The organism is Microbacterium sp. sgz311019, from assembly GCF_056135325.1.
The window spans coordinates 568,285-588,571 of the sequence record NZ_JBWAXO010000001.1 but is presented as its reverse complement, the minus strand read 5'-3'; the positions used below and the strand labels follow the sequence as shown (position 1 = coordinate 588,571).

The following is a 20,287-nucleotide window of genomic DNA, read 5'->3' as shown; positions in this document are numbered from 1 at the left end:
ATCGCCGCACCCGCCCCTACCGGCCGCAGACAAACGGGAAAGTCGAGCGCTTCAACCGCACGCTCGCGACCGAGTGGGCCTACGCCCAGACCTACCCCTCAGACGCCGCCCGCGCCGCGACCTACAACGACTGGCTGCATCACTACAATCACCATCGACCCCACACCGCGCTCGAAGGCTCAACCCCCGCCCAACGCGTTCACAACCTCACGGGGAAGAACAGCTAGCCCTCAACGGACTCGACGCCGCCCCCGGCTTCGGTCGGGGCGGCGTCGAGTGCTTCCGTCGAGTTTAGAGGTTGATCATGTGGCCCGCCAGGCCGTGGAAGGCCTCCTGCACGGCCTCCGACAGCGTCGGGTGGGTGTGCACATTGCGCGCGGCCTCGAGGGCGGTGAGGTCCCACTTCTGCGCGAGCGTGAGCTCGGGGAGCAGCTCCGAGACGTCCGGGCCGATCATGTGGGCTCCGAGCAGCTCGAGGTGCTCCCCGTCGGCGATCACCTTGACGAAGCCGACGGGCTCGCCGAGGCCGTTCGCCTTGCCGTTGGCGGAGAAGGGGAACTTCGCGACCTTCACGTCATAGCCGGCGTCGCGCGCCTGCTGCTCGGTGAGGCCGAACGAGGCGACCTGCGGGTTGCAGAAGGTGGCGCGCGGCATCATGCGGTAGTCGCCGAGCGGCATGGTCTCGGCGTTTGCGATCGTCTCCGCCGCGACGACGCCCTGCGCCTCTGCCACGTGCGCGAGCTGCAGCTTCGCGGTGACGTCGCCGATGGCGTAGATGCCCTCGACATTCGTGCGCATGTGGTCGTCGATGTCGATCGCGCCGCGCTCCGTGAGCTTGACGCCCGTCTTCTCCAGGCCGAACCCCTCGACGTTCGGCGCGAAGCCGATCGACATGAGCACCTTGTCGGCGTCGATCGAACCGGCGGTGCCGTCCTGCGCGGTGTACGCGACGGTGACGCGATCGCCGTGGTCGGTGACCGACTCGACCTTGGTCGAGGTCAGGATCTCGACGCCGAGCTTCTTGTACTGGCGGGCGATCTCCTTCGAGACCTCCTCGTCCTCGTTCGGGAGGGCGCGGGGGAGGAACTCGATGATCGTGCACGTCACGCCGTAGTTGCTGAGGATGTAAGCGAACTCCATCCCGATCGCGCCCGCGCCGACGATGACGATGGAGCCGGGCAGATCGCGCGTGAGGATCTGCTCCTCGTACGTGACGACGTTCTGGCTGAGCTGCACGCCCGGAAGCAGCCGCACCGTCGAGCCGGTGGAGATGATCGCGTTCGTGAAAGTGACGCGCTCCGAGGTGCCGTCGTTCTTCGCGACGTCGATCGTGTGGGCGTCGACGAACGTCCCGCGCCCGTCGTACTCCGTCACCTTGTTCTTCTTCATGAGGAAGTGGATGCCCTTGACGTGCGTCTCGGACACCTTGCGGCTGCGGTCGTGCGCGACGCCGAAGTCGAAGTGCACGTCGCCCGAGATCCCGAAGAGGTCGGCCTTCGCGTGGAACGTGTGCGCGAGGTCGGCGTTCTTCAGCAGCGCCTTCGAGGGGATGCACCCGACGTTGAGGCAGACGCCGCCCCAGTACTTCTCTTCGATGACGGCGACGGAGAGGCCGAGCTGAGCGCTGCGCACGGCCGCGACGTAACCGCCGGGGCCCGCGCCGAGGATGACGACGTCGTAGTGAGGCATACTTCCAGCCTATCGGTCGGAATCGGGCTCCGAGCGGGCCCGGTCAGCCGTCCGGAGGCCGCCGTGGCGCCCTGTGTGAACGCCTGGCGAACGGCATCCGGAACGGCCCCCCGCTCTTCCGTCGACCGGGCCCCGCGCCTACCATGGGCGGCAGCGGCGGACTGCCCGCCGTTGACAGCGATCGACCGGAACCGGCCCGGTCGGTCGGAGAGAACGGAGTGGGCATGGACGCGATGATGATGGACATGATGTCCAAGGACATGATGATGATGCCCGGCATGGACACGGCACTGGACATGGACGTCATGCAGGCGTGTATGGACGCCTGCTCGGCGTGCGAGCAGGCATGCACGGTCTGCGCGGTTCAGCTGATGGACGGGTGCTCGCCCGCCTGCATGAACTGCGCCGACATGTGCAACATGATGATGCGGGCGATGCTGCGGATGCAGGGCATGACCCCCGCGAGCATGATGGCGATGCTCGACGCGTGCATCGCGATGTGCCAGACCTGCATGGACGAGTGCATGGACCACGCGGACATGAGCGCGGTGTGCAAGATGTGCGCGCAGGCCTGTAAGGCGTGCATGGACGCCTGCGCGGCCGTCAAGGACTCGATCATGATGGCGGCCTGAGTCGCCATCGCCGAATGTCCGCGCGCCTACGCGGCCTCGCTTGTCGCGAGTACCGTCTACGCGTCGCGGAGCACGTTGAACCGGCGACGCCCGTCGGCCAGCACGTGGTAGCGCCCGTGCAGCGCGACCGGCGCGCCCGGCTCGAGTGCGCGTGCCGCACCGGCGCCGTTCCACACGAGGATCGGCGCGGCGTCGGCGACGGTGCGCAGCACGAGGGTGCCCGCAACCGGATCCACCGCCTCGACCACCGCGTCGATCCAGTCGGACGGCGTGGCCGATGCGAGGCGGGCCTGGATCAGGTGCACCGCGTGACCCGGCTCGTACGAGGAGCAGGTCGACCCGTGGTCGCACATGCACTCCGCACGCTCACGCACCTCGAGGGGCGGAATGCGGCTGTGCGAGGTGGACACGATGTGCTCCTTCTGAATAGGGTCGTTACCCACATCAGGCTAGGGCGGCGCTCGTTCCGGGTCATCTCGGGCGACACACACCGAAACACATCGCGTCCTGAGGATGTCGGACGGATGCCGCGATCCGAAGCCTTTCGCCCGCGGATCGATCCGATAGTCTGAAACGGAGAGGGAGGGTGGACGTGGACGAGAACCGCCAGACGGACAGCGGAGGAATCCGCCGGTCGGCCGAGCGCCCGGCCGGTCCGCTGAACGACACGACGCAGACATTCGGGCACGATTCCGACCTGTCGTTCGTGCCCTTCGGCGCCGATCTCACCGATGCCGAGCTCGAGGCGATCGAGGCTCTCCCGAGCGGTGCGGCACTGCTCATCGTGCGCTCGGGTCCCACGGCCGGCGCCCGCTACCTGCTGGATGCCGATGTCACGACGGTCGGCCGCCATCCCGAAGCCGACATCTTCTTCGACGACGTCACCGTCTCGCGCCGGCACGCGGAGGTCACCCGCGAGGGCGCAGCCTTCGAGATCGTCGACCAGCGCTCGCTCAACGGCACGTACGTCAACGGCGAGCGCGTCGACCGCTCGGCCCTGGTGAACGGCGCCGAGGTGCGGATCGGAAAGTTCCGCCTCAACTTCTTCGTCTCGCCCGTAGACCTGCAGCAGGCACAAGGTCGTTGATGACGGCGATGCAGGCAGGCGGCCGCTCCGCGGCAGCCGGCGGTCGCAGCACCGTTCTCAGCATCGGACAGGTGCTCGCTCGGCTCGGTCCGGAGTTCCCGAAGCTCACCAGCAGCAAGCTGCGCTTCCTCGAGGTACAGGGAATCATCACGCCGCGGCGCACCGAGTCGGGCTACCGCAAGTTCACGCACGAGGATGTCGAGCGCCTGCGTCTCGCCCTCACGCTGCAGCGCGACCACTACCTTCCGCTCGTCGTCATCCGCGAGTATCTCGACGACCTCGACGCCGGACGCGATCCCGCGCCGCTGGCCGCACCGCCGTCGATCGTCCCGGCTCCGCGCCGCTACCGTCGAGACGAGCTGCTCGCCGTGGCCGGCGCCTCCGCACAGCTGCTGAACGACGCCGTGAGCACCGGCATCCTTCCCCCGACCGACGCGTACGACGAGCAGCAGCTGGCGACGCTTCGCGTGCTCGTGGCTCTCGACCGGCACAGCATCGAGCCGCGTCACGTGCGCACGCTCGTGCAGTCCGCCGACCGTCAGGCGGCGCTCGTCGCGTCGGCGCTCGCGCCGCTGCTGCGACGGACCGATGCGGCGTCCCGCGCTCGGGCGAGCGAGCTCGCGCCCGAACTGTCGAACCGGCTCGACGAGCTGCGCGGGATCTTCGTGCGTGCGGCGGTCGACAAGATGCTCGGCTGAGTCGTTCGCGGCACGCGTCCGACGACACGCCGAGAGGCGGGGTCGTTGTCGGAGGGGCGGGGCTCCTCTACCGTTGACAGAGTCGAATCCAGTGGGGGGAGGAGCACACGATGGGCGCAGATGACGCATCGGGCGAGCCGCATTTCGTGGACGATCTTCTCTTCACCGACGGTCTGCCGCTCATGGACGACGAGGTCGGCTATCGCGGCGCCGTGGCTGCCAAGGCGGCCGGCATCACCTACCGCCAGCTGGACTACTGGGCCCGCACCGAGCTCGTCGAGCCGACCGTCCGCGGCGCGAGCGGGTCGGGAACGCAGCGCCTGTACGGCTTCCGCGACATCCTCGTGCTCAAGCTGGTCAAGCGTCTGCTCGACACCGGCATCTCACTGCAGCAGATCCGCGTCGCGGTCGAGCAGCTGCGGGCCGCCGGCATCCGCGACCTCACCGGGACCACGCTCATGAGCGACGGCGCCTCCGTGTACCTCTGCACGTCGAACGACGAGGTCATCGATCTCGTGAGCCGCGGTCAGGGCGTGTTCGGCATCGCCGTCGGCAAGGTGCTGCACGAGGTCGAGACGAGCCTCGTCGAGTTCGACCCGCAGACGGTGGACGCGGTGGACGAGCTCGCCGCACGCCGCGCGAAGCGCTCCGCCTGAATCCGGAAAGACGAAGCCCCGAGAGTCGACTCTCGGGGCTTGACCGCGGTGGGGGCGGTTATGCCCCGGTCGGAGTCTCGGGGGCCGGGATGCGGCCCGTGCGCATCACGCGGTCGAGCAGAGCGTCGAAGTCGCCCGCGAGCTCCTGAGCGGAGTCGCCGGGCCAGATGTGCAGCGGCTTCGCCGCGCCCTGCGCCTGTTGCAGCGACGTGCGCTCGGGCAGCTGAGGGGACAGGACCAGCGGGCCGAACATGTCGCGCAGCTCCTTGATGCGGAACTGGTGCTCGATGGACTGAGGCCGCACGCGGTTCACGACGATGCCGAGCGGCTGCAGGCGCGGAGAGAGGCCGCGGCGGATCTCCTCGATCGCGCGCAGCGCGCGGTCGGCCGCAGCGACGGAGAACAGGCCCGGCTCGGTCACGACGACCACGCGGTCGCTCGCCGCCCACGCGGTGCGCGTGAGGGCGTTCAGCGACGGGGCGCAGTCGATGAGGACGAGGTCGTAGTCCGCCTCGACGGCCGCGAGAGCCTCTTCGAGCTTCCACACGTCGCGCACGCTGGGATGCGGGCCGTCGAAGTTGATCGCCGACGGGCTGCCGATCATGACGTCGATGGTGCCGGGGTGGACCTTCGTCCAGCCGCTGGAGGTGATGGCCTGGCGGACCGTCTTCTCCTTCGGGTTCGCGAGAACGTCAGCGACGTTCAGGCGACCGGCCACTTGGATGTCCATTCCGGTGGACACGTCGGACTGCGGGTCGAGGTCGACGACGAGCGTGCGGACACCGCGGGCGAATGCCGCTGACGCGAGTCCGAGAGTCACGGTCGTCTTGCCGACACCGCCCTTGAGCGAGCTGACGGAAAGGACGTGCACGGTCACCTACGTTACCGTCCCGTAGGCTGAGAGCACACTCAGCGTCCGCCCCCACGCCAGCTGTGAGGTCCGCATGTTCCGCAAGATCCTGGTCGCGAACCGCGGTGAGATCGCCATCCGAGCATTCCGAGCCGCCTTCGAGCTCGGCGCCCGCACGGTGGCCGTCTACCCGTATGAGGATCGCTATTCGCTGCATCGGCTGAAGGCGGACGAGGCCTATCAGATCGGCACCGAGGGCCACCCTGTCCGGGCCTACCTCGACGTCGACGAGATCATCCGTGTCGCCCGCGAGGCGGGCGCCGATGCGATCTACCCGGGCTACGGCTTCCTGTCCGAGAACCCCGATCTCGCGGCGAAGGCCGCCGAGAACGGCATCGTGTTCATCGGGCCGCCGGCATCCGTCCTGGAGATGGCGGGCAACAAAGTCACGGCGAAGCACCACGCGATCGCGGCGGGCGTGCCCGTGCTGCGCTCGACCGAGGCCTCCGCTGACGTGGACGAGCTCCTCGCCCAGTCCGATGACATCGGCTTCCCGCTGTTCGCCAAGGCCGTCGCCGGCGGAGGGGGGCGCGGCATGCGCCGCGTCGAGTCGAAGTCCGAGCTGCCCGCGGCGCTCGCGGCGGCGATGCGCGAGGCCGACAGTGCATTCGGAGACCCGCGCATGTTCCTCGAGCAGGCCGTGCTGCGGCCGCGGCACGTCGAGGTGCAGATCCTCGCGGATGCGACGGGGGAGACGATCCACCTCTTCGAGCGCGACTGCTCGGTCCAGCGCCGCCACCAGAAGGTGATCGAGATCGCGCCCGCGCCGAACCTCGACCCCGACGTGCGCGACGCCCTCCATCGGCACGCCGTCGCCTTCGCGCGGTCCATCGGCTACCAGAACGCCGGCACCGTGGAGTTCCTGCTCGAGACCGCGGGCCCGCGCACCGGCGAGGTCGTCTTCATCGAGATGAACCCGCGCATCCAGGTCGAGCACACCGTGACCGAGGAGGTCACCGACGTCGACCTCGTGCAGTCGCAGATGCGGATCGCCGCCGGTCAGACGCTCGCCGAGCTGGGTCTCCAGCAGGATGCGGTGCGCCTGCGCGGAGCGGCCCTCCAGTGCCGCATCACCACCGAGGACCCGAGCCAGGGCTTCCGCCCCGACACCGGCAAGATCACGACCTACCGGTCGCCCGGCGGCGCGGGCATCCGCCTCGACGGCGGCACGACGGCCGCGGGCGCGCAGGTGAGTCCGCACTTCGACTCGATGCTCGCCAAGCTGACCTGCCGCGGGCGCGACTTCGGGGCCGCTGTCACCCGGGCGCGTCGCGCTCTCGCCGAGTTCCGCATCCGCGGGGTGTCGACCAATATCCCGTTCCTGCAGGCCGTGCTCGACGACCCGGCGTTCCTCGCCGGAGACATCAGCACCTCGTTCATCGACGAGCGCCCCGAGCTGCTGCGCGGCCGCGAGTCCAAGGACCGCGGCACGAAGGTGCTGACCTGGCTCGTCGACACGACGGTCAACAAGCCCCACGGCGAGAACCCGCTGACGACGGAGCCCCGGCTGAAGCTGCCGGCCATCGACCTGTCGACGACGCCGGCCGCCGGGTCGCGCCAGCGCCTCCTCGAGCTCGGCCCGACCGCCTTTGCCGCGGATCTGCGCTCGCGCACCGAGCTGGCCGTCACCGAGACGACATTCCGCGACGCGCACCAGTCGCTGCTCGCCACCCGGGTGCGCACGAGGGACCTCGTCGCCGTCGCGCCGTACGTGGCGCGTCTGACGCCGCAGCTGCTCTCGGTCGAGGCATGGGGCGGCGCGACCTACGACGTCGCGCTGCGCTTCCTCGCCGAGGACCCGTGGGAGCGGCTCGACAAGCTCCGCGCGGCCCTCCCGAACGTGGCCATCCAGATGCTGCTGCGCGGCCGCAACACGGTCGGCTACACGCCGTATCCGACGGCGGTCACCGACGCGTTCGTGCGCGAGGCCGCCGCATCCGGGATCGACATCTTCCGCATCTTCGACGCCCTCAACGACGTGTCGCAGATGCGGCCCGCGATCGATGCCGTGCTCGCGACCGGCACGTCTGTCGCCGAGGTGGCGGTCTGCTACACGGGCGATCTCCTCGATCCCGCCGAGGAGCTCTACACGCTCGACTACTACCTGCGTCTGGCGGAGCAGATCGTCGACGCCGGCGCCCACATCCTCGCGATCAAGGACATGGCGGGCCTGCTGCGGCCGGGTGCGGCATCCCGTCTCGTGTCGGCCCTGCGCGAGCGCTTCGACCTGCCCGTCCACGTCCACACGCACGACACCGCGGGTGGCCAGCTCGCGACGCTCCTCGCGGCGAGCGTGGCGGGGGCGGATGCGGTGGATGCCGCGGCCGCCCCGATGTCCGGCACCACGAGCCAGCCCTCCCTCTCGGCGCTCGTCGCCGCTCTGGCGCACACCGAGCGCGACACGGGCCTGTCGCTCGCGGCCGTGTCCGACCTCGAGCCGTACTGGGAGGCCGTGCGCCGCCTGTACCGCCCGTTCGAGTCGGGCCTTCCGGGCCCCACCGGCCGCGTGTACCACCACGAGATCCCCGGCGGGCAGCTGTCGAACCTGCGCCAGCAGGCGATCGCCCTCGGCCTGGCCGACGATTTCGAGCTCATCGAGGACATGTACGCCGCCGCGGACCGCATCCTCGGCCGCGTGCCCAAGGTGACGCCCTCCTCGAAGGTCGTCGGCGACCTCGCTCTCGCGCTCGCCGCCGTGCGCGCCGACCCGGCCGACTTCGCGGAGCACCCCGAGCGGTACGACGTGCCGGACTCGGTCGTCGGCTTCATGGCCGGCGAGCTCGGCGACCTGCCCGGCGGCTGGCCCGAGCCCTTCCGGACGAAGGTGCTGCAGGGCCGTGACGTGCGCATCGGGACCACTCCGCTCACCGGTCCGGAGGAGGACGCCCTGCACGATGACTCGGCCACGCGCCGGGCGATGCTCAACCAGCTGCTGTTCCCGGTGCCGACGCGGGCGTTCGCGCAGGCGCGTGAGACCTACGGAGACCTCAGCGTCCTCGACACGGCGGACTACCTGTACGGCCTCGCGCCCGGCACCGAGCACGTCGTCGAGATCGAGCGGGGCGTCCAGCTGTACGTCGGGCTCGAGGCCATCGGCGAGGCCGACGCGAAGGGCATGCGCACCGTCATGACGACGCTCAACGGCCAGCTGCGGCCCGTGTTCGTGCGGGATCGCTCGGTCGATGTCGAGGTGCGCCAGGCCGAGAAGGCCGACCCGTCGGTGCCCGGCCACGTGGCGGCGCCGTTCTCGGGCGCGGTGACCGTGAAGGTCTCCGTCGGAGACCACGTCGCAGCCGGACAGGCCGTGGCATCCATCGAGGCCATGAAGATGGAGGCCGCCATCAACGCCCCCGTCGCGGGTGTCGTCGAGCGGGTCGTCACCACGGGGACGCAGCAGGTGGATGCGGGCGACCTTTTGGTCGCCATCCGCAATGCGCAGTAGCCTGGAGGGCGGCCCGATACCCGACGGCCCCGACCCTTCTGGAGAACTCACCAGTGAGTCCTGACCGCAATGACAACACGCCCGACGTCAATGACGACGACGAGAACGGTGTTCTGAGCGCCACCGGCAGCATCGACACGACCGGAATCGCCATCTTCGGATCGACCGCCCACGTCAGCGTGAGCATGCCCGTCGGCTCCGAGGACGACGACCTCGACAGCGACGATGTCGTCGACGACATCGTCGCCGACGAGATCGCGGTGCAGGACATCCACCTCGATGCCCCGCCGCTGCCCGGCGCGATCGACGAATCGGCGGACGCCTCCGACGACGCCACCGCTCAGACCGAGGACATCGAGGTCGTGGTGGCCGAGATCGTGCTCGAGGACGAGGGCTTCGATGCCGTGGTCGTCGAGGAGGAGCCGCTGGCCATCCATCACGAGGCGTCGGCCGAGCACGTCGGTACCGCCGGCCACGACGATGACGGCCAGGATGCCGCGGAGGATGCCGCCATCGAATCTGTCGAGGCGGTCGAGGCGGTCGAGGCTGTCGATTCCGCCGAGGCCGTCGAGGCCGCCGTCGAGTACGTCGACACCGAGCCCGCCCCCGCCGCGGAGACGATGGCCGCCGAGCCGGTCGACGAGTCCGAGCCCGACCTGGATGCGGCAGAGGACATGACGGAGGTCGGCCTCGAGCCGGTCGACTCCGATGACGCCGCTCTGGACCGGGCGAACCACGCCGACGACGCGGACGAGGCCATCGACGCCTACGCGGCCTTCGCCGCCGCGGGCTTCGATGTGAGCGGACTCACGGACGCGCCTTTCGAGCCCGAGGTCCTCGACGATGCGGAGGACGGCGAGGTCGTCGCCGAAGACCTCGCCCTGGCTGAGGACCACGTGGCTATCGCGCCGGTCGCCGATGTGACGGGTCTGGACGGGTTCGACGCCGGCGTCGAAGATGAGATCAGCGAGACCGACGCCGTCGATGGGGATTCGACGCAGGCGGATGGACCCGAGGCTGCCGATGAGGCGCCGGTGGAGGTCGCCGCCGAGGACGAGGGGGATTCCGTGGACGAACAGAAGCCGAGGACTGATTCGCTGACGCGTTCGGCACTTCGCCAGACGGGCGCCGTCCCGGTCCAGCAGCCCGCCGCCGCGGCGAGCGACATGGAGCGCGTGCACCAGACGGAGCGCGTCACCGTGCACCCGACCGAGATCACGCTGGCGTCGAAGCGCGTCGGAGAGTTCGAGCCCGACCGCGAGAGCGCCGACCTGCTGACCGCCGATCGCCTTCTCGACCACTCGAAGGTGGGGGGCACCGAGCCGGAGGGCACATGGCAGCACTTCGTGTACTCGATCTCGGGGCGCCGCATCAACCTCGGCGACGGCAAGCGCGCCCGAGCGCGCAAGGAGCTCGATCGTCGCATCGCCGCGCCGCTGGCCGGCGGCGCGCGCTTCGTGCCGGTCGTGTCCCGCAAGGGCGGCGTCGGCAAGACGACGATCACGACGCTGCTCGGGATGGCACTCGCCGACGCCCGCGACGACCGGGTGATCGCGATCGACGCCAACCCGGACCGCGGCACGCTGGCCGAGCGCATCGCGCGGACGAGCGGCCGGACGGTCCGCGACCTCGCGCGCCTGCGCGGCTCGGTCAACGGCTTCAACGACATCTCGACGATCGTCGCGCGCGATGAGACGCGCCTCGACATCATCTCGTCGGATGCCGACCCGCACGTCTCCGAGGCATTCAGCGACCACGACTATCGCGATGTCGCGGCTGTGGCCGCGCACTACTACTCGATCGTGCTCACCGACACGGGAACCGGCATCGTGCACTCCGTCATGGGCGCGACGCTCGACATGGCCGACGAGCTCGTCATCGTCGCCGGCCTCAGCGTCGATGAGGCACGGCTCGCGTCCGAGACCCTGACGTGGCTCGAAGCCAACGGCTTCGCGGACAAGGTGCGCCGCGCGGTCGTGGTCCTGAACAACGCGCGTCCCGGCTCGCCGCTCGTGCTCCCGAACGAGCTCGAGGCGCACTTCCGCTCGCGCGTGCGTGCCGTGGTGCGCATGCCGTACGACCCGCACATCGGCGCCGGCACCGCGATCTCGTACCGCGAGCTGCAGCCCGCGACGCGCGAGGCGGCGCGCCAGCTGGCGGCGACGATCATCGAGGGACTGCGTTCGCTCGACGCGGCGGCCTGACGCCATGGCGGTCCGCCCCATCCGCGTCTTCGGCGACCCCGTGCTGCGCTCTGCCAGCGCGCCCGTCGATCGCATCGATGACGGCGTGCGCGCGCTCGTGCGCGACCTCGTCGACACCGTGGAGCTGCCCGGCCGCGCGGGCGTCGCGGCGCCGCAGATCGGCGTCGGCGTGCGCGCCTTCAGCTACAACATCGACGGCGACATCGGCTACGTGCTGAACCCCGTGCTCGTCGAGGTCAGCGGCGAGCCCGCACTCACCGGCGAGGGATGCCTCTCGGTCCCGGGGCTGTGGCACGACGTGATGCGCTATCCGCACGCCAAGGTCATCGGCATCGATCTCGACGGCAACGAGATCATCATCGAGGGCGAGGGTCTCCTGGCGCAGGCGCTGCAGCACGAGTCCGACCACCTCGAGGGCAAGCTGTACCTCGACCGGCTCGATCCCGAACGCCGCCGCGTGGCGATGCGCGAGATCCGCGAAGCGACCTGGTGAGCATGCACAGGTGAAAGAACGGCGGTCGGCTGAGCCGACCGCCGTCCTGCTGGGTGGGCTCAGCCGATGGCGTTGTTCGTCGTTTTGACGGGCACGTTGTAGAGCTCATCGACCGCGCCCGAGTAGTCCGACAGGATGACGTGGCGCTTGATGCTCATCTTCGGGGTGAGATGGCCGCTGTCCTCGGTCCACTGCGTCGGCAGGATCGTGAACTTGCGGATCGACTCGGCGCGCGACACGAGCTTGTTCGCACCGTCGATGGCGCGCTGCACCTCAGCGCGGATCTGCGCATTGGCCGCGCAGTCGTTGAGAGACATGTCGGCAGGCAGACCGTTGTTGGCGAGCCAGGTGGGAAGCATGTCGGCGTCGAGCGTCACGAGGGCGCCGATGAACGGGCGCTGGTCGCCGACGACGACGACCTGGCCGACGACCGGGTTCGAGCGGATCGCATCCTCGAGCAGTGCGGGGGAGACGTTCTTGCCGCCGGCGGTGACGATGATCTCCTTCTTGCGCCCGATGATCGTGAGGAAGCCCTCGTCGTCGAACGAGCCGAAATCGCCCGTCCGGAACCATCCGTCATCCATCGCGTCCGCGGTGGCCGCCTCGTTGTGCCAGTACTCGCGGAAGACGTTGATGCCGCGCACCTCGATCTCGCCGTCCTCGGCGAGACGGATGCCGACGCCCGGCAGCACCGGGCCGACGGTGCCGATCTTCGACCTGGTCGGCAGGTTCACCGTCGCCGGCGCCGTGGTCTCGGTGAGGCCATAGCCCTCGAGCACCGTGATGCCGAGCGAGTGGTAGAAGTGGCCGAGGCGCGTGCCGAGCGGCGCCGAGCCCGAGACGGCGTACGACACGTTGCCGCCCATCGCCGCGCGCAGCGTCTTGTAGACGAGGCGGTCGAAGAGGGCGAACTTGAGCTTGAGCACGAGCGGGATGCGCTTGCCCTCCTGCAGCAGCGTCGAGTGCTCCACCGCGGTGTTCGCGGCCGCGCGGAAGATCTTGCCCTTGCCGCCGGACTCCGCCTTCTGCTCGGCCGAGTTGTAGACCTTCTCGAACACGCGCGGGACCGCGAGGAGGAACGTCGGCTTGAAGGTGCCGAGAGCGGGCAGGAGGCGGCTCGTGTCGGGCTGGTGCCCGGTCTTCACGCCGGCGTGGATCGCGAGCATCGAGATGAACCGCGCGAAGACGTGAGCCGTCGTGATGAACAGGAGGGTCGAGGCGCCCGGCATATGCACCACCTCGGACAGCGCGACCGCGGAGTTGCGCGAGAGCTCGACGAAGTTGGCGTGCGTGAGCACGCAGCCCTTCGGGCGCCCGGTCGAACCCGACGTGTAGATGAGGGTGGCGATGTCCGCACCGTTCGCGATGGTGCGGCGGCGCTCGATCTCGGCGTCGGGAACGTCCGCGCCGGCCGCCACGAGCGCGTCGAGTGCTCCCTCCGCCATCGACCACGTCGTGCGCACGAGAGGGAGGCCGCCCATGGCCTCGGCGAGGCGCGCGGCGTGCGACGGCAGCTCCGTCATGCACGCCACCGCGCCGGAGTCGGACAGGCACCACGTGATCTGCGCGGTGGAGCTGGTCTCGTAGATGGGAACCATCACGGCGCCCGCGTAGAAGAGTGCGAAGTCCACGAGCGACCACTCGTAGGTGGTGCGTGCGATGAAGCCGACCTTGTCGCCCGGCTCGATGCCGGCGGCGGCGAACCCCTTGGCCAGCGCGACGACCTGCCGCTGGAACTCGGCGGCCGACACGTCCTTCCAGCCGTCGCCGTCGGGAACGGCGAACAGGGCCCGGTCCGGCGTCTCCTTCACCCGCTCGGCGAGCAGGTCGGTGATGTTGGCGCTCGGGTCGGCCGGGACGACAGCGGGCACTTCGAACTGGACGGCGCTCACTTCGGCAACTCCTTCGGTACCGCTCCGTGCGGTGGCGTATCGAGTCTATGACAGGCTCCCGGAGGCCCCAGAGCAGCGGGGGGCGGCTGCGCCGTTAGACTTCAGCGGTGCTCACAGTCGGAATCGACATCGGCGGAACGAAGATCGCAGGAGGCGTCGTCGACGCCGGCGGAAGCATCCTGGAGAAGCTTCGCGTCGACACTCCTGCAGACCCGGACGCGCTGACGGATGCCGTGGCCGCCATGGTGCGCCACTTCGGCGAGCACCACGACATCGCGGCTGTCGGCGTCGCGGCCGCGGGCTTCATCGACCGCGACCGCGCGGTCATCCTGCATGCCCCGAACATCGACTGGCACGACACCCCGTTGCGCGACCAGCTTCAGGACCGGCTGTCGATGCCGATCACGCTCGAGAACGATGCGAACGCTGCGGGATGGGCGGAGTTCCGCTTCGGCGCCGGTCGGCGCACCCACGACATGGTGATGCTCACGATGGGCACGGGCGTCGGCGGCGCGATCGTGACGGGCGGCAAGCTCTTCCGCGGCGGGAACGGCATCGCCGGGGAGCTCGGCCACGTGCGGCACGTCCGCAACGGCCTCCTGTGCGGCTGCGGCCAGCGCGGCTGCATCGAGATGTATGCATCCGGCCGTGCCCTCCAGCGCGAGGCGAACGAGATCGCGGATGCCGGCGGCATCGGCGCCCGGCTCGCCCAGGTGCGTGCGGAGAAGGGCGAGATCCCGGGCACCGCGGTCTCGCGACTCGTGCTCGAGGAAGACCCGGGCGCCATCGAGGCGATCACCCGTGTCGCGAGCGCGCTCGGCGAGGCCTGTGCGAGCTTCACCGCGGTGCTCGACCCCGAGCTGTTCGTCATCGGCGGGGGCGTTGCACAGCTCGGCGATGCGCTGCTCGATCCGATGCGGGCCGCATACGAGGCGACGCTCCCCGGCGCGGGTGAGCGCCCCTCCGCGTCGTTCGCGATCGCGCAGCTCGTCAACGACGCGGGGCTCATCGGGGTGGCGGACCTCGCCGCCCAGACCGACTGAGCACAACGGAGCGGAGCACCGCCATGGCCTACTGGATCTTCAAGTACATCATCATCGGGCCGATCGTGAAGGCGATCTTCCGTCCGTGGATCGTCGGGCGGCGCAATGTCCCCGCGGACGGTGCGGCGATCCTGGCCAGCAACCACCTGTCGTTCTCCGACTCGATCTTCCTTCCGCTCCTGATCGACCGGCCGATGGCGTTCCTCGCGAAGAGCGACTACTTCACCGGGAAGGGCATCAAGGGCTGGGCCACGCGGCTGTTCCTCGAGGGCACCGGTCAGCTCCCGATCGACCGCTCCGGCGGGAAGGCGTCCGAGGCGTCGCTCAACGCAGGCCTGCAGGTGCTCGGCCGCGGCGAGCTGCTCGGCATCTACCCCGAGGGCACGCGCAGCCCGGACGGCAAGCTGTACCGCGGCCGGGTCGGCATCGCGCGGATGGCTCTGGAGGCGCAGGTACCCGTCATCCCGGTCATCATGGTCGACACCGGCGAGGTCATGCCGATCGGCAGGCGAGTGCCGAGAGTCGGGCGCGTGGGCATCATCATCGGAGACCCGATCGACTTCAGTCGCTTCCAGGGCATGGAGGGCGATCGCCACGTGCTGCGCTCCGTGACGGACGAGATCATGGTCGCTCTGCAGCGCATCGGCGCCCAGGAGTACGAGGATGTGTACGCCTCCACGGTGAAGTCCCGCACGAGGGGCGCCGCGTCTGCGGCTCCGTCCCCCGCGCCCTCGCCGAGCGCCGAGTCCGCGTCGTAGCAGAGCGCGGGAGGAAGATGGCACCCCGATAGACTGGCCGGATGCTTCAGCAGCTGGATCCCCTCGACCACTGGCGCACCCTGCCCATCAAGCAGCAGCCGCAGTGGCCCGACGCCGATGCCGTCGCTGCCGTGTCCGCGGAGCTCGCGACGCTCCCGCCGCTCGTGTTCGCGGGCGAGGTCGACAATCTGCGCGACAAGCTCGCGCGGGCCGCCTCCGGCCGCGCGTTCTTGCTGCAGGGCGGCGACTGCGCCGAGACGTTCGCAGGCGCGACCGCCGAGCAGATCCGCAACCGCATCAAGACGGTGCTGCAGATGGCGGTGGTGCTGACGTACGGCGCGTCGATGCCCGTCGTGAAGATGGGCCGCATGGCCGGCCAATTCGCCAAGCCGCGCTCGAGCGACACCGAGACCCGCGGCGATGTCACGCTGCCGGCCTACCGCGGTGACATCGTCAACGGCTACGACTTCACCGAGGGCTCCCGTCAGGCCGACCCGGCCCGGCTCCTGAAGGGCTACCACACCGCGGCATCCACCATCAATCTGATCCGCGCGTTCACTCAGGGTGGCTTCGCCGACCTGCGCGAGGTGCACTCCTGGAACAGGGGCTTCGCGCAGAACCCGGCCAACCAACAGTACGAGCGCCTCGCCACCGAGATCGACCGCGCCATCAAGTTCATGGAGGCGGCCGGCGCCGACTTCGACGAGCTCAAGCGCGTCGAGTTCTACACGGGCCATGAGGGCCTCCTGATGGACTACGAGCGCCCGATGACACGCATCGACTCGCGCACCGGAACGCCGTACAACACGTCGGCGCACTTCGTGTGGATCGGCGAGCGCACGCGCGAGCTCGACGGCGCGCACGTCGACTACTTCTCGAAGATCCGCAACCCCATCGGCGTGAAGCTCGGCCCCGCGACGTCCACCGACACCGCACTCGCCCTCATCGACAAGCTCGACCCCGAGCGCGAGCCCGGCCGCCTCACCTTCATCACGCGCATGGGCGCGGGCAAGATCCGCGACGCGCTTCCGCCTCTCTTGGAGGCGGTGAAGGATGCGGGCGCCACCCCGCTGTGGGTCACGGATCCGATGCACGGCAACGGCATCACGACGCCGACCGGCTACAAGACGCGTCGCTTCGACGACGTCGTGGACGAGGTGCGCGGGTTCTTCGAGGCGCACCGCGCCGTCGGCACGTTCCCGGGCGGCATCCACGTGGAGCTCACCGGCGATGACGTGACGGAGTGCCTGGGCGGCTCGGAGCAGATCGACGAGGCCACCCTCGCGACGCGCTACGAGTCGCTGTGCGACCCGCGCCTGAACCACATGCAGTCGCTCGAGCTCGCGTTCCTCGTGGCCGAGGAGCTCGAGAAGCGCTGAGCCCTGGGGCCACGGCGCGACGCCCGGAGCAGCGGGGGAGCGGCTCAGTAGCCGCTCGACTTGACCTTCACGCTCGTGCCCGGCGGCACCTGGGTGCCCGCCTTCGGATCGGTCCCGTTGGCGGTGAAGAATCCCCACAGCGCCTCGGGGATGGAGCTCTGCGGGTTCAGGCCCGCCTTGGTCAGCGCGGCCATGGCCTTGTCGAGCGGCTGGTTCGAGACGTCGGGGATCGCGATCGGCTGCGGCCCCTTCGAGACGATCAGGGTCACGGTCTCGCCCGGTGCCCAGTTGCCGCCGCCGTCGCGTGGCGCGATGCCGATGACCTTCTTCTTGTCGATCGTGCTGCTGTACTGTTCCGTCGTCTTTCCGGAGACCTTCAGGCCGACGCTCTCCAGCTCGCGAGTCGCCTCGTCGACGCCGGCACCCGCGACATCCGGGAGCCGTCCTGCCGACACCACGAGCGCGCCGGAGTCGCCCTCGTGGAGGGTGCACCCCTTCGAGCAGTCGATCGCCTTGCCGTCCGAGCGCTGAGTGATGGATGCCGACACCACGGTGCCCTTGTCGGCATCCGTGAAGATCTGCGCATCCTGGCCGACGCTCACGTTCGCGTCCTCGAGCACCTTGCGTGCGGCCTCGGCGCTCTGACCGGCCAAGGCCGGGACGTCGTGCGGCGCGGGCCCCTGGGAGACGATGACGGCGACGGTCTTGTTCTTCGCCACCGGAGTGCCGGCCGCCGGGTCGGTGCCGATGACGGTCCCGACGGCGATCGCCTGGCTGAAGGCATCCTGCTGGATCGCCTTGAGCGACTGCTTGGCCAGCGCCGCCTGCGCCTGCGCGAAGGTCTGGCCCGCGACGGTCGGAACGGGGATGAGGGAGCCCGGGCCCGAGCCGAACCACCATCCGGCCGCGCCGGTGAGCGCGGCAGCCAGGACGACGAGCACCAGGATCCACGCGCCGCGCGCAGCGCGGCGCTTCGTTGCGGTGCGCAGGCGCGAGGCATTGTCGGCCTCGGGCATCGACGGCAGAGCCAGCGGTGCGGCGCTCAGCGCCCCCGTCGCCGGCATGATCGCGGTGACGTCGGTCGAGTCGAGCCGGGCGACCGGCGTGGTCACCGCCGGGACGGCCAGCGTCCGCGCGACCTGAGCGCCGAGCCCGAGCTGATCCTCGATCTCGCGGAGCCGGTCGAGCATGGCACCGGCATCGACGGGGCGATCATCCGGGGCCCTCTCGGTCGCCCAGAGCACGAGCTCGTCGAGCTGCTCGGGGACTCCGGGGTTCTTCACGCTCGGCCGCGGCACCGAGTCGGTCGCGTGCTGATACGCGATCTGCATCGGCTGCTCGCCCTTGTACGGCTGCTCGCCGGTGAGCATCTCGTACAGCATGATGCCGAGCGCGTAGATGTCGCTGCGCGCATCGGCGGTGCCGCGCGTGACGAGCTCCGGCGCGAGGTAGGCGATCGTGCCGAGCAGCTGCTGGCCGGTCGCGGTGTTCGCGCTCGTCGCCCGGGCGAGACCGAAGTCGCCGATCTTGATGCGGCCGTCCTCGGCGAGAAGGACGTTCTCGGGCTTGACGTCCCGGTGGACGATGCCGGCGCGGTGCGCTGCGGACAGTCCGGAGAGCACCGCATCCATGATCGTCACGGCCTGCGGCACCGTGAGCCGGCGCTGATCGCGCAGCAGCTCGCGCAGGGTGATGCCCGGCAGGTACTCCATGACGAGGTACGCCATGTCCTCGTCCTGACCCTGGTCGAAGACGTTGACGACATGCGGGTCGGCGAGCCGCGCTGCGGCGCGGGCCTCCTGGATGAAGCGCCCCTGGAAGACGGCGTCGTCGCTGAGGTGCCCGTGCATGACCTTGAGCGCCACCCGGCGTTCGAGCCGGAGGTCCGTGGCCACGTACACGGTCGCCATGCCGCCGCGCGCGATACGCGCGCGCACCCGGTACCGGCCGTCGACGAGACGGCCGATCAGCGGGTCGAACGGCTGACTCGTGCTCACTCCTCGAGTCTACGGACGACCGGATGCGCGGCCGGGCAACGCCTCGCCCGCAGCGTTCCGCGTGCGGTGCGGCGTGTCCCCGGCGTACCTCAGGTCAACCGAGAGCGGCGAGCCAGCGCACCGCGGGAGCCTCCCACTGCGCGTAGGCGTTGGGGTACGCGGAGTTCTGCACCGCCTGCGCGGCCTGCGTGAAGGTCATCGACTGCCAGCTCGGGATGTCGAGGAGTCCGCGGGTGGTGATGCCGTTGGGGTCGTGGGGGCCGCCGTAGAAGACGCGGGTCGAACGCTCGGCATCCGCGATCTGGGCGCGAGTGCCCCATCCGTAACTCGACCGCTGCTGGAACAGCCCGACCGAGTCGCGGTCGCCGCGGGCGAGGTTGCGCAGCGACGACTCCTGCATGGCGGTGCCGAGGGCGATCGCGATGCCGCGGTCGGACACGCCCAGCTGCCGGCCGACCGTGATGATGAGCTTGGCGTTGGAGATCTGCTCGGTGGTCAGGCCCGTGGCGCTCGGGATCGCGAGGCGCTGGCCCGGGTAGATGATCGACGAGCGTGAGAGGCCGTTGGCCGTCAGCACGGCGGCGACGCTCACTCCGAACCGGTTCGCGATGTCGGTGACGGTGTCGCCGGCGCGGACGGTCCACGAGGTCGCGGCAGGAGCCGGCGCCGGCGCCGCGACCGGCGCTGCGGGTGCCTGCGCGACCGGCGCCTGGGCCACCGGGGTCTGAGCCGCCGCGGGGACCATGCGACTCGGGATCGTGAGGCGCTGCCCGGGGTAGATGATCGACGACGCCGAGAGACGGTTCGCCTGCAGCACGGCCGCGACGCTGACACCGAATGCGCGTGCGATCCGCGAGATCGTGTCGCCCTGGGCGATCGTGTACGTAGAGGACGCGGGCGACGCCGTGGATGCCGGCGCGGAGGCCGGCGCAGCCGCCGGCGCGGCAGCGCCGGGTGCCGTGAGTCGAAGGACGCGTCCGGGCTGGATGACGCTGTTCCAGCCGAGTCCGTTCCACGACAGCACGCTCGCGGTGTTCAGCCCGTACCGGCGCGCGATCGCGCTCACGGTGTCGCCCTGCTTCACGATGCAGGTCGCGGGAGCCACCGCCGCGGCCGGCCGCGGCGCCGTCACCGGAATCACCGGCTGTGCAGCGAGGCGCACAGTGACGTCGGTCCGCGCCTGCACGGACCGCTCAACGGGAGCGGCGTGCGCAGGCAAAGCGGTCAGCGTGAGCGCCAGCGAGCCGGCGATTGTTGTCGGCACCGCCACGGCAGTGCGAATCGGATTCCACACGGTTTCCCCCCGTTCGACCGGAATCAGGTCCTTGCCACCGTGTCATGGCGCGTGATTGATGTCAACCAGTGCTATTGGAGGGGCGGATGTTTCTGATGTGGCAGATGTGGCGA

The 20,287-nt window shown here is 69.9% G+C and carries 17 protein-coding genes; 11 read left to right on the top strand and 6 right to left on the bottom strand.

Features of this window, described 5'->3' with window-relative positions; translation table 11 throughout:
- On the top strand, positions 1-227 hold a 227-nt coding region (locus AC0NZN_RS02795; RefSeq protein WP_474590735.1), incomplete at its 5' end, for an integrase core domain-containing protein.
- 64 nt (positions 228-291) lie between these two features.
- Here AC0NZN_RS02795 and lpdA read toward each other — a convergent pair.
- On the bottom strand, positions 292-1,689 hold the full coding sequence (gene lpdA / locus AC0NZN_RS02790; RefSeq protein WP_474590734.1) for a dihydrolipoyl dehydrogenase: 1,398 nt from the start codon (positions 1,687-1,689) through the stop codon (positions 292-294).
- A 224-nt stretch (positions 1,690-1,913) separates the two neighbouring features.
- Between lpdA and AC0NZN_RS02785 the strand changes: the two genes are divergently transcribed.
- Positions 1,914-2,321 (top strand): four-helix bundle copper-binding protein, encoded by a 408-nt coding sequence (locus tag AC0NZN_RS02785; protein WP_474590733.1) that lies wholly within the window; start codon positions 1,914-1,916, stop codon positions 2,319-2,321.
- 56 nt (positions 2,322-2,377) lie between these two features.
- Here the strand turns inward: AC0NZN_RS02785 and AC0NZN_RS02780 are convergent, their stop codons facing one another.
- On the bottom strand, positions 2,378-2,731 hold the full coding sequence (locus tag AC0NZN_RS02780) for a hypothetical protein (protein ID WP_474590732.1): 354 nt from the start codon (positions 2,729-2,731) through the stop codon (positions 2,378-2,380).
- A gap of 182 nt (positions 2,732-2,913) precedes the next feature.
- Between AC0NZN_RS02780 and AC0NZN_RS02775 the strand changes: the two genes are divergently transcribed.
- From AC0NZN_RS02775 to AC0NZN_RS02765, 3 genes are all read left to right on the top strand, one after another.
- On the top strand, positions 2,914-3,408 hold the full coding sequence (locus AC0NZN_RS02775; protein ID WP_474590731.1) for an FHA domain-containing protein: 495 nt from the start codon (positions 2,914-2,916) through the stop codon (positions 3,406-3,408).
- A complete protein-coding gene (ftsR, locus tag AC0NZN_RS02770) occupies positions 3,408-4,106 on the top strand; it encodes a transcriptional regulator FtsR (RefSeq protein ID WP_474590730.1) in 699 nt (232 codons plus the stop codon). The genes AC0NZN_RS02775 and ftsR overlap by 1 nt, the downstream gene beginning before the upstream one ends.
- A 110-nt stretch (positions 4,107-4,216) precedes the next feature.
- Entirely contained in the window at positions 4,217-4,762 is a 546-nt protein-coding gene (locus AC0NZN_RS02765; protein WP_474590729.1) for a MerR family transcriptional regulator, read from the top strand.
- Positions 4,763-4,820: 58 nt separating this feature from the next.
- Here the strand turns inward: AC0NZN_RS02765 and AC0NZN_RS02760 are convergent, their stop codons facing one another.
- Positions 4,821-5,633 carry a ParA family protein gene (locus AC0NZN_RS02760; protein WP_474590753.1) on the bottom strand — a complete coding sequence of 271 codons (813 nt, stop codon included), beginning with the start codon at positions 5,631-5,633 and terminating at the stop codon, positions 4,821-4,823.
- Between the two features lie 73 nt (positions 5,634-5,706).
- Between AC0NZN_RS02760 and AC0NZN_RS02755 the strand changes: the two genes are divergently transcribed.
- From AC0NZN_RS02755 to def, 3 genes are read left to right on the top strand one after another with little or no spacing between them, the layout of a single operon-like run.
- Positions 5,707-9,114 (top strand): pyruvate carboxylase, encoded by a 3,408-nt coding sequence (locus tag AC0NZN_RS02755; protein WP_474590728.1) that lies wholly within the window; start codon positions 5,707-5,709, stop codon positions 9,112-9,114.
- Between the two features lie 53 nt (positions 9,115-9,167).
- Positions 9,168-11,318 carry a MinD/ParA family ATP-binding protein gene (locus AC0NZN_RS02750; RefSeq protein ID WP_474590727.1) on the top strand — a complete coding sequence of 717 codons (2,151 nt, stop codon included), beginning with the start codon at positions 9,168-9,170 and terminating at the stop codon, positions 11,316-11,318.
- Between the two features lie 4 nt (positions 11,319-11,322).
- Positions 11,323-11,811 carry a peptide deformylase gene (gene def, locus AC0NZN_RS02745; protein WP_474590726.1) on the top strand — a complete coding sequence of 163 codons (489 nt, stop codon included), beginning with the start codon at positions 11,323-11,325 and terminating at the stop codon, positions 11,809-11,811.
- A 59-nt stretch (positions 11,812-11,870) separates the two neighbouring features.
- On the opposite strand, the gene AC0NZN_RS02740 is transcribed toward def, so the two are convergent.
- Positions 11,871-13,703, bottom strand: a complete 1,833-nt coding sequence (locus tag AC0NZN_RS02740; RefSeq protein ID WP_474590725.1) for an AMP-dependent synthetase/ligase — start codon at positions 13,701-13,703, stop codon at positions 11,871-11,873.
- Positions 13,704-13,810: 107 nt separating this feature from the next.
- Here AC0NZN_RS02740 and AC0NZN_RS02735 point away from each other — a divergent pair, with 107 nt between their 5' ends.
- Genes AC0NZN_RS02735 through AC0NZN_RS02725 form a run of 3 tightly spaced genes read left to right on the top strand, consistent with a single transcriptional unit; the run spans position 13,811 to position 16,883 of the window.
- Positions 13,811-14,746, top strand: coding sequence for an ROK family glucokinase (locus AC0NZN_RS02735; RefSeq protein WP_474590724.1), 936 nt, complete (start codon positions 13,811-13,813; stop codon positions 14,744-14,746).
- Between the two features lie 23 nt (positions 14,747-14,769).
- On the top strand, positions 14,770-15,504 hold the full coding sequence (locus AC0NZN_RS02730) for a lysophospholipid acyltransferase family protein (protein ID WP_474590723.1): 735 nt from the start codon (positions 14,770-14,772) through the stop codon (positions 15,502-15,504).
- 41 nt (positions 15,505-15,545) lie between these two features.
- Positions 15,546-16,883, top strand: coding sequence for a class II 3-deoxy-7-phosphoheptulonate synthase (locus tag AC0NZN_RS02725; protein WP_474590722.1), 1,338 nt, complete (start codon positions 15,546-15,548; stop codon positions 16,881-16,883).
- A 44-nt stretch (positions 16,884-16,927) separates the two neighbouring features.
- Here the strand turns inward: AC0NZN_RS02725 and pknB are convergent, their stop codons facing one another.
- The gene (gene pknB, locus AC0NZN_RS02720; RefSeq protein WP_474590721.1) at positions 16,928-18,880 is read right to left on the bottom strand and encodes a Stk1 family PASTA domain-containing Ser/Thr kinase; all 1,953 of its coding nucleotides are present in this window, start codon (positions 18,878-18,880) and stop codon (positions 16,928-16,930) included.
- Between the two features lie 94 nt (positions 18,881-18,974).
- Positions 18,975-20,144 (bottom strand): LysM peptidoglycan-binding domain-containing protein, encoded by a 1,170-nt coding sequence (locus AC0NZN_RS02715; RefSeq protein ID WP_474590720.1) that lies wholly within the window; start codon positions 20,142-20,144, stop codon positions 18,975-18,977.
- Positions 20,145-20,287: the final 143 nt, after the last annotated feature.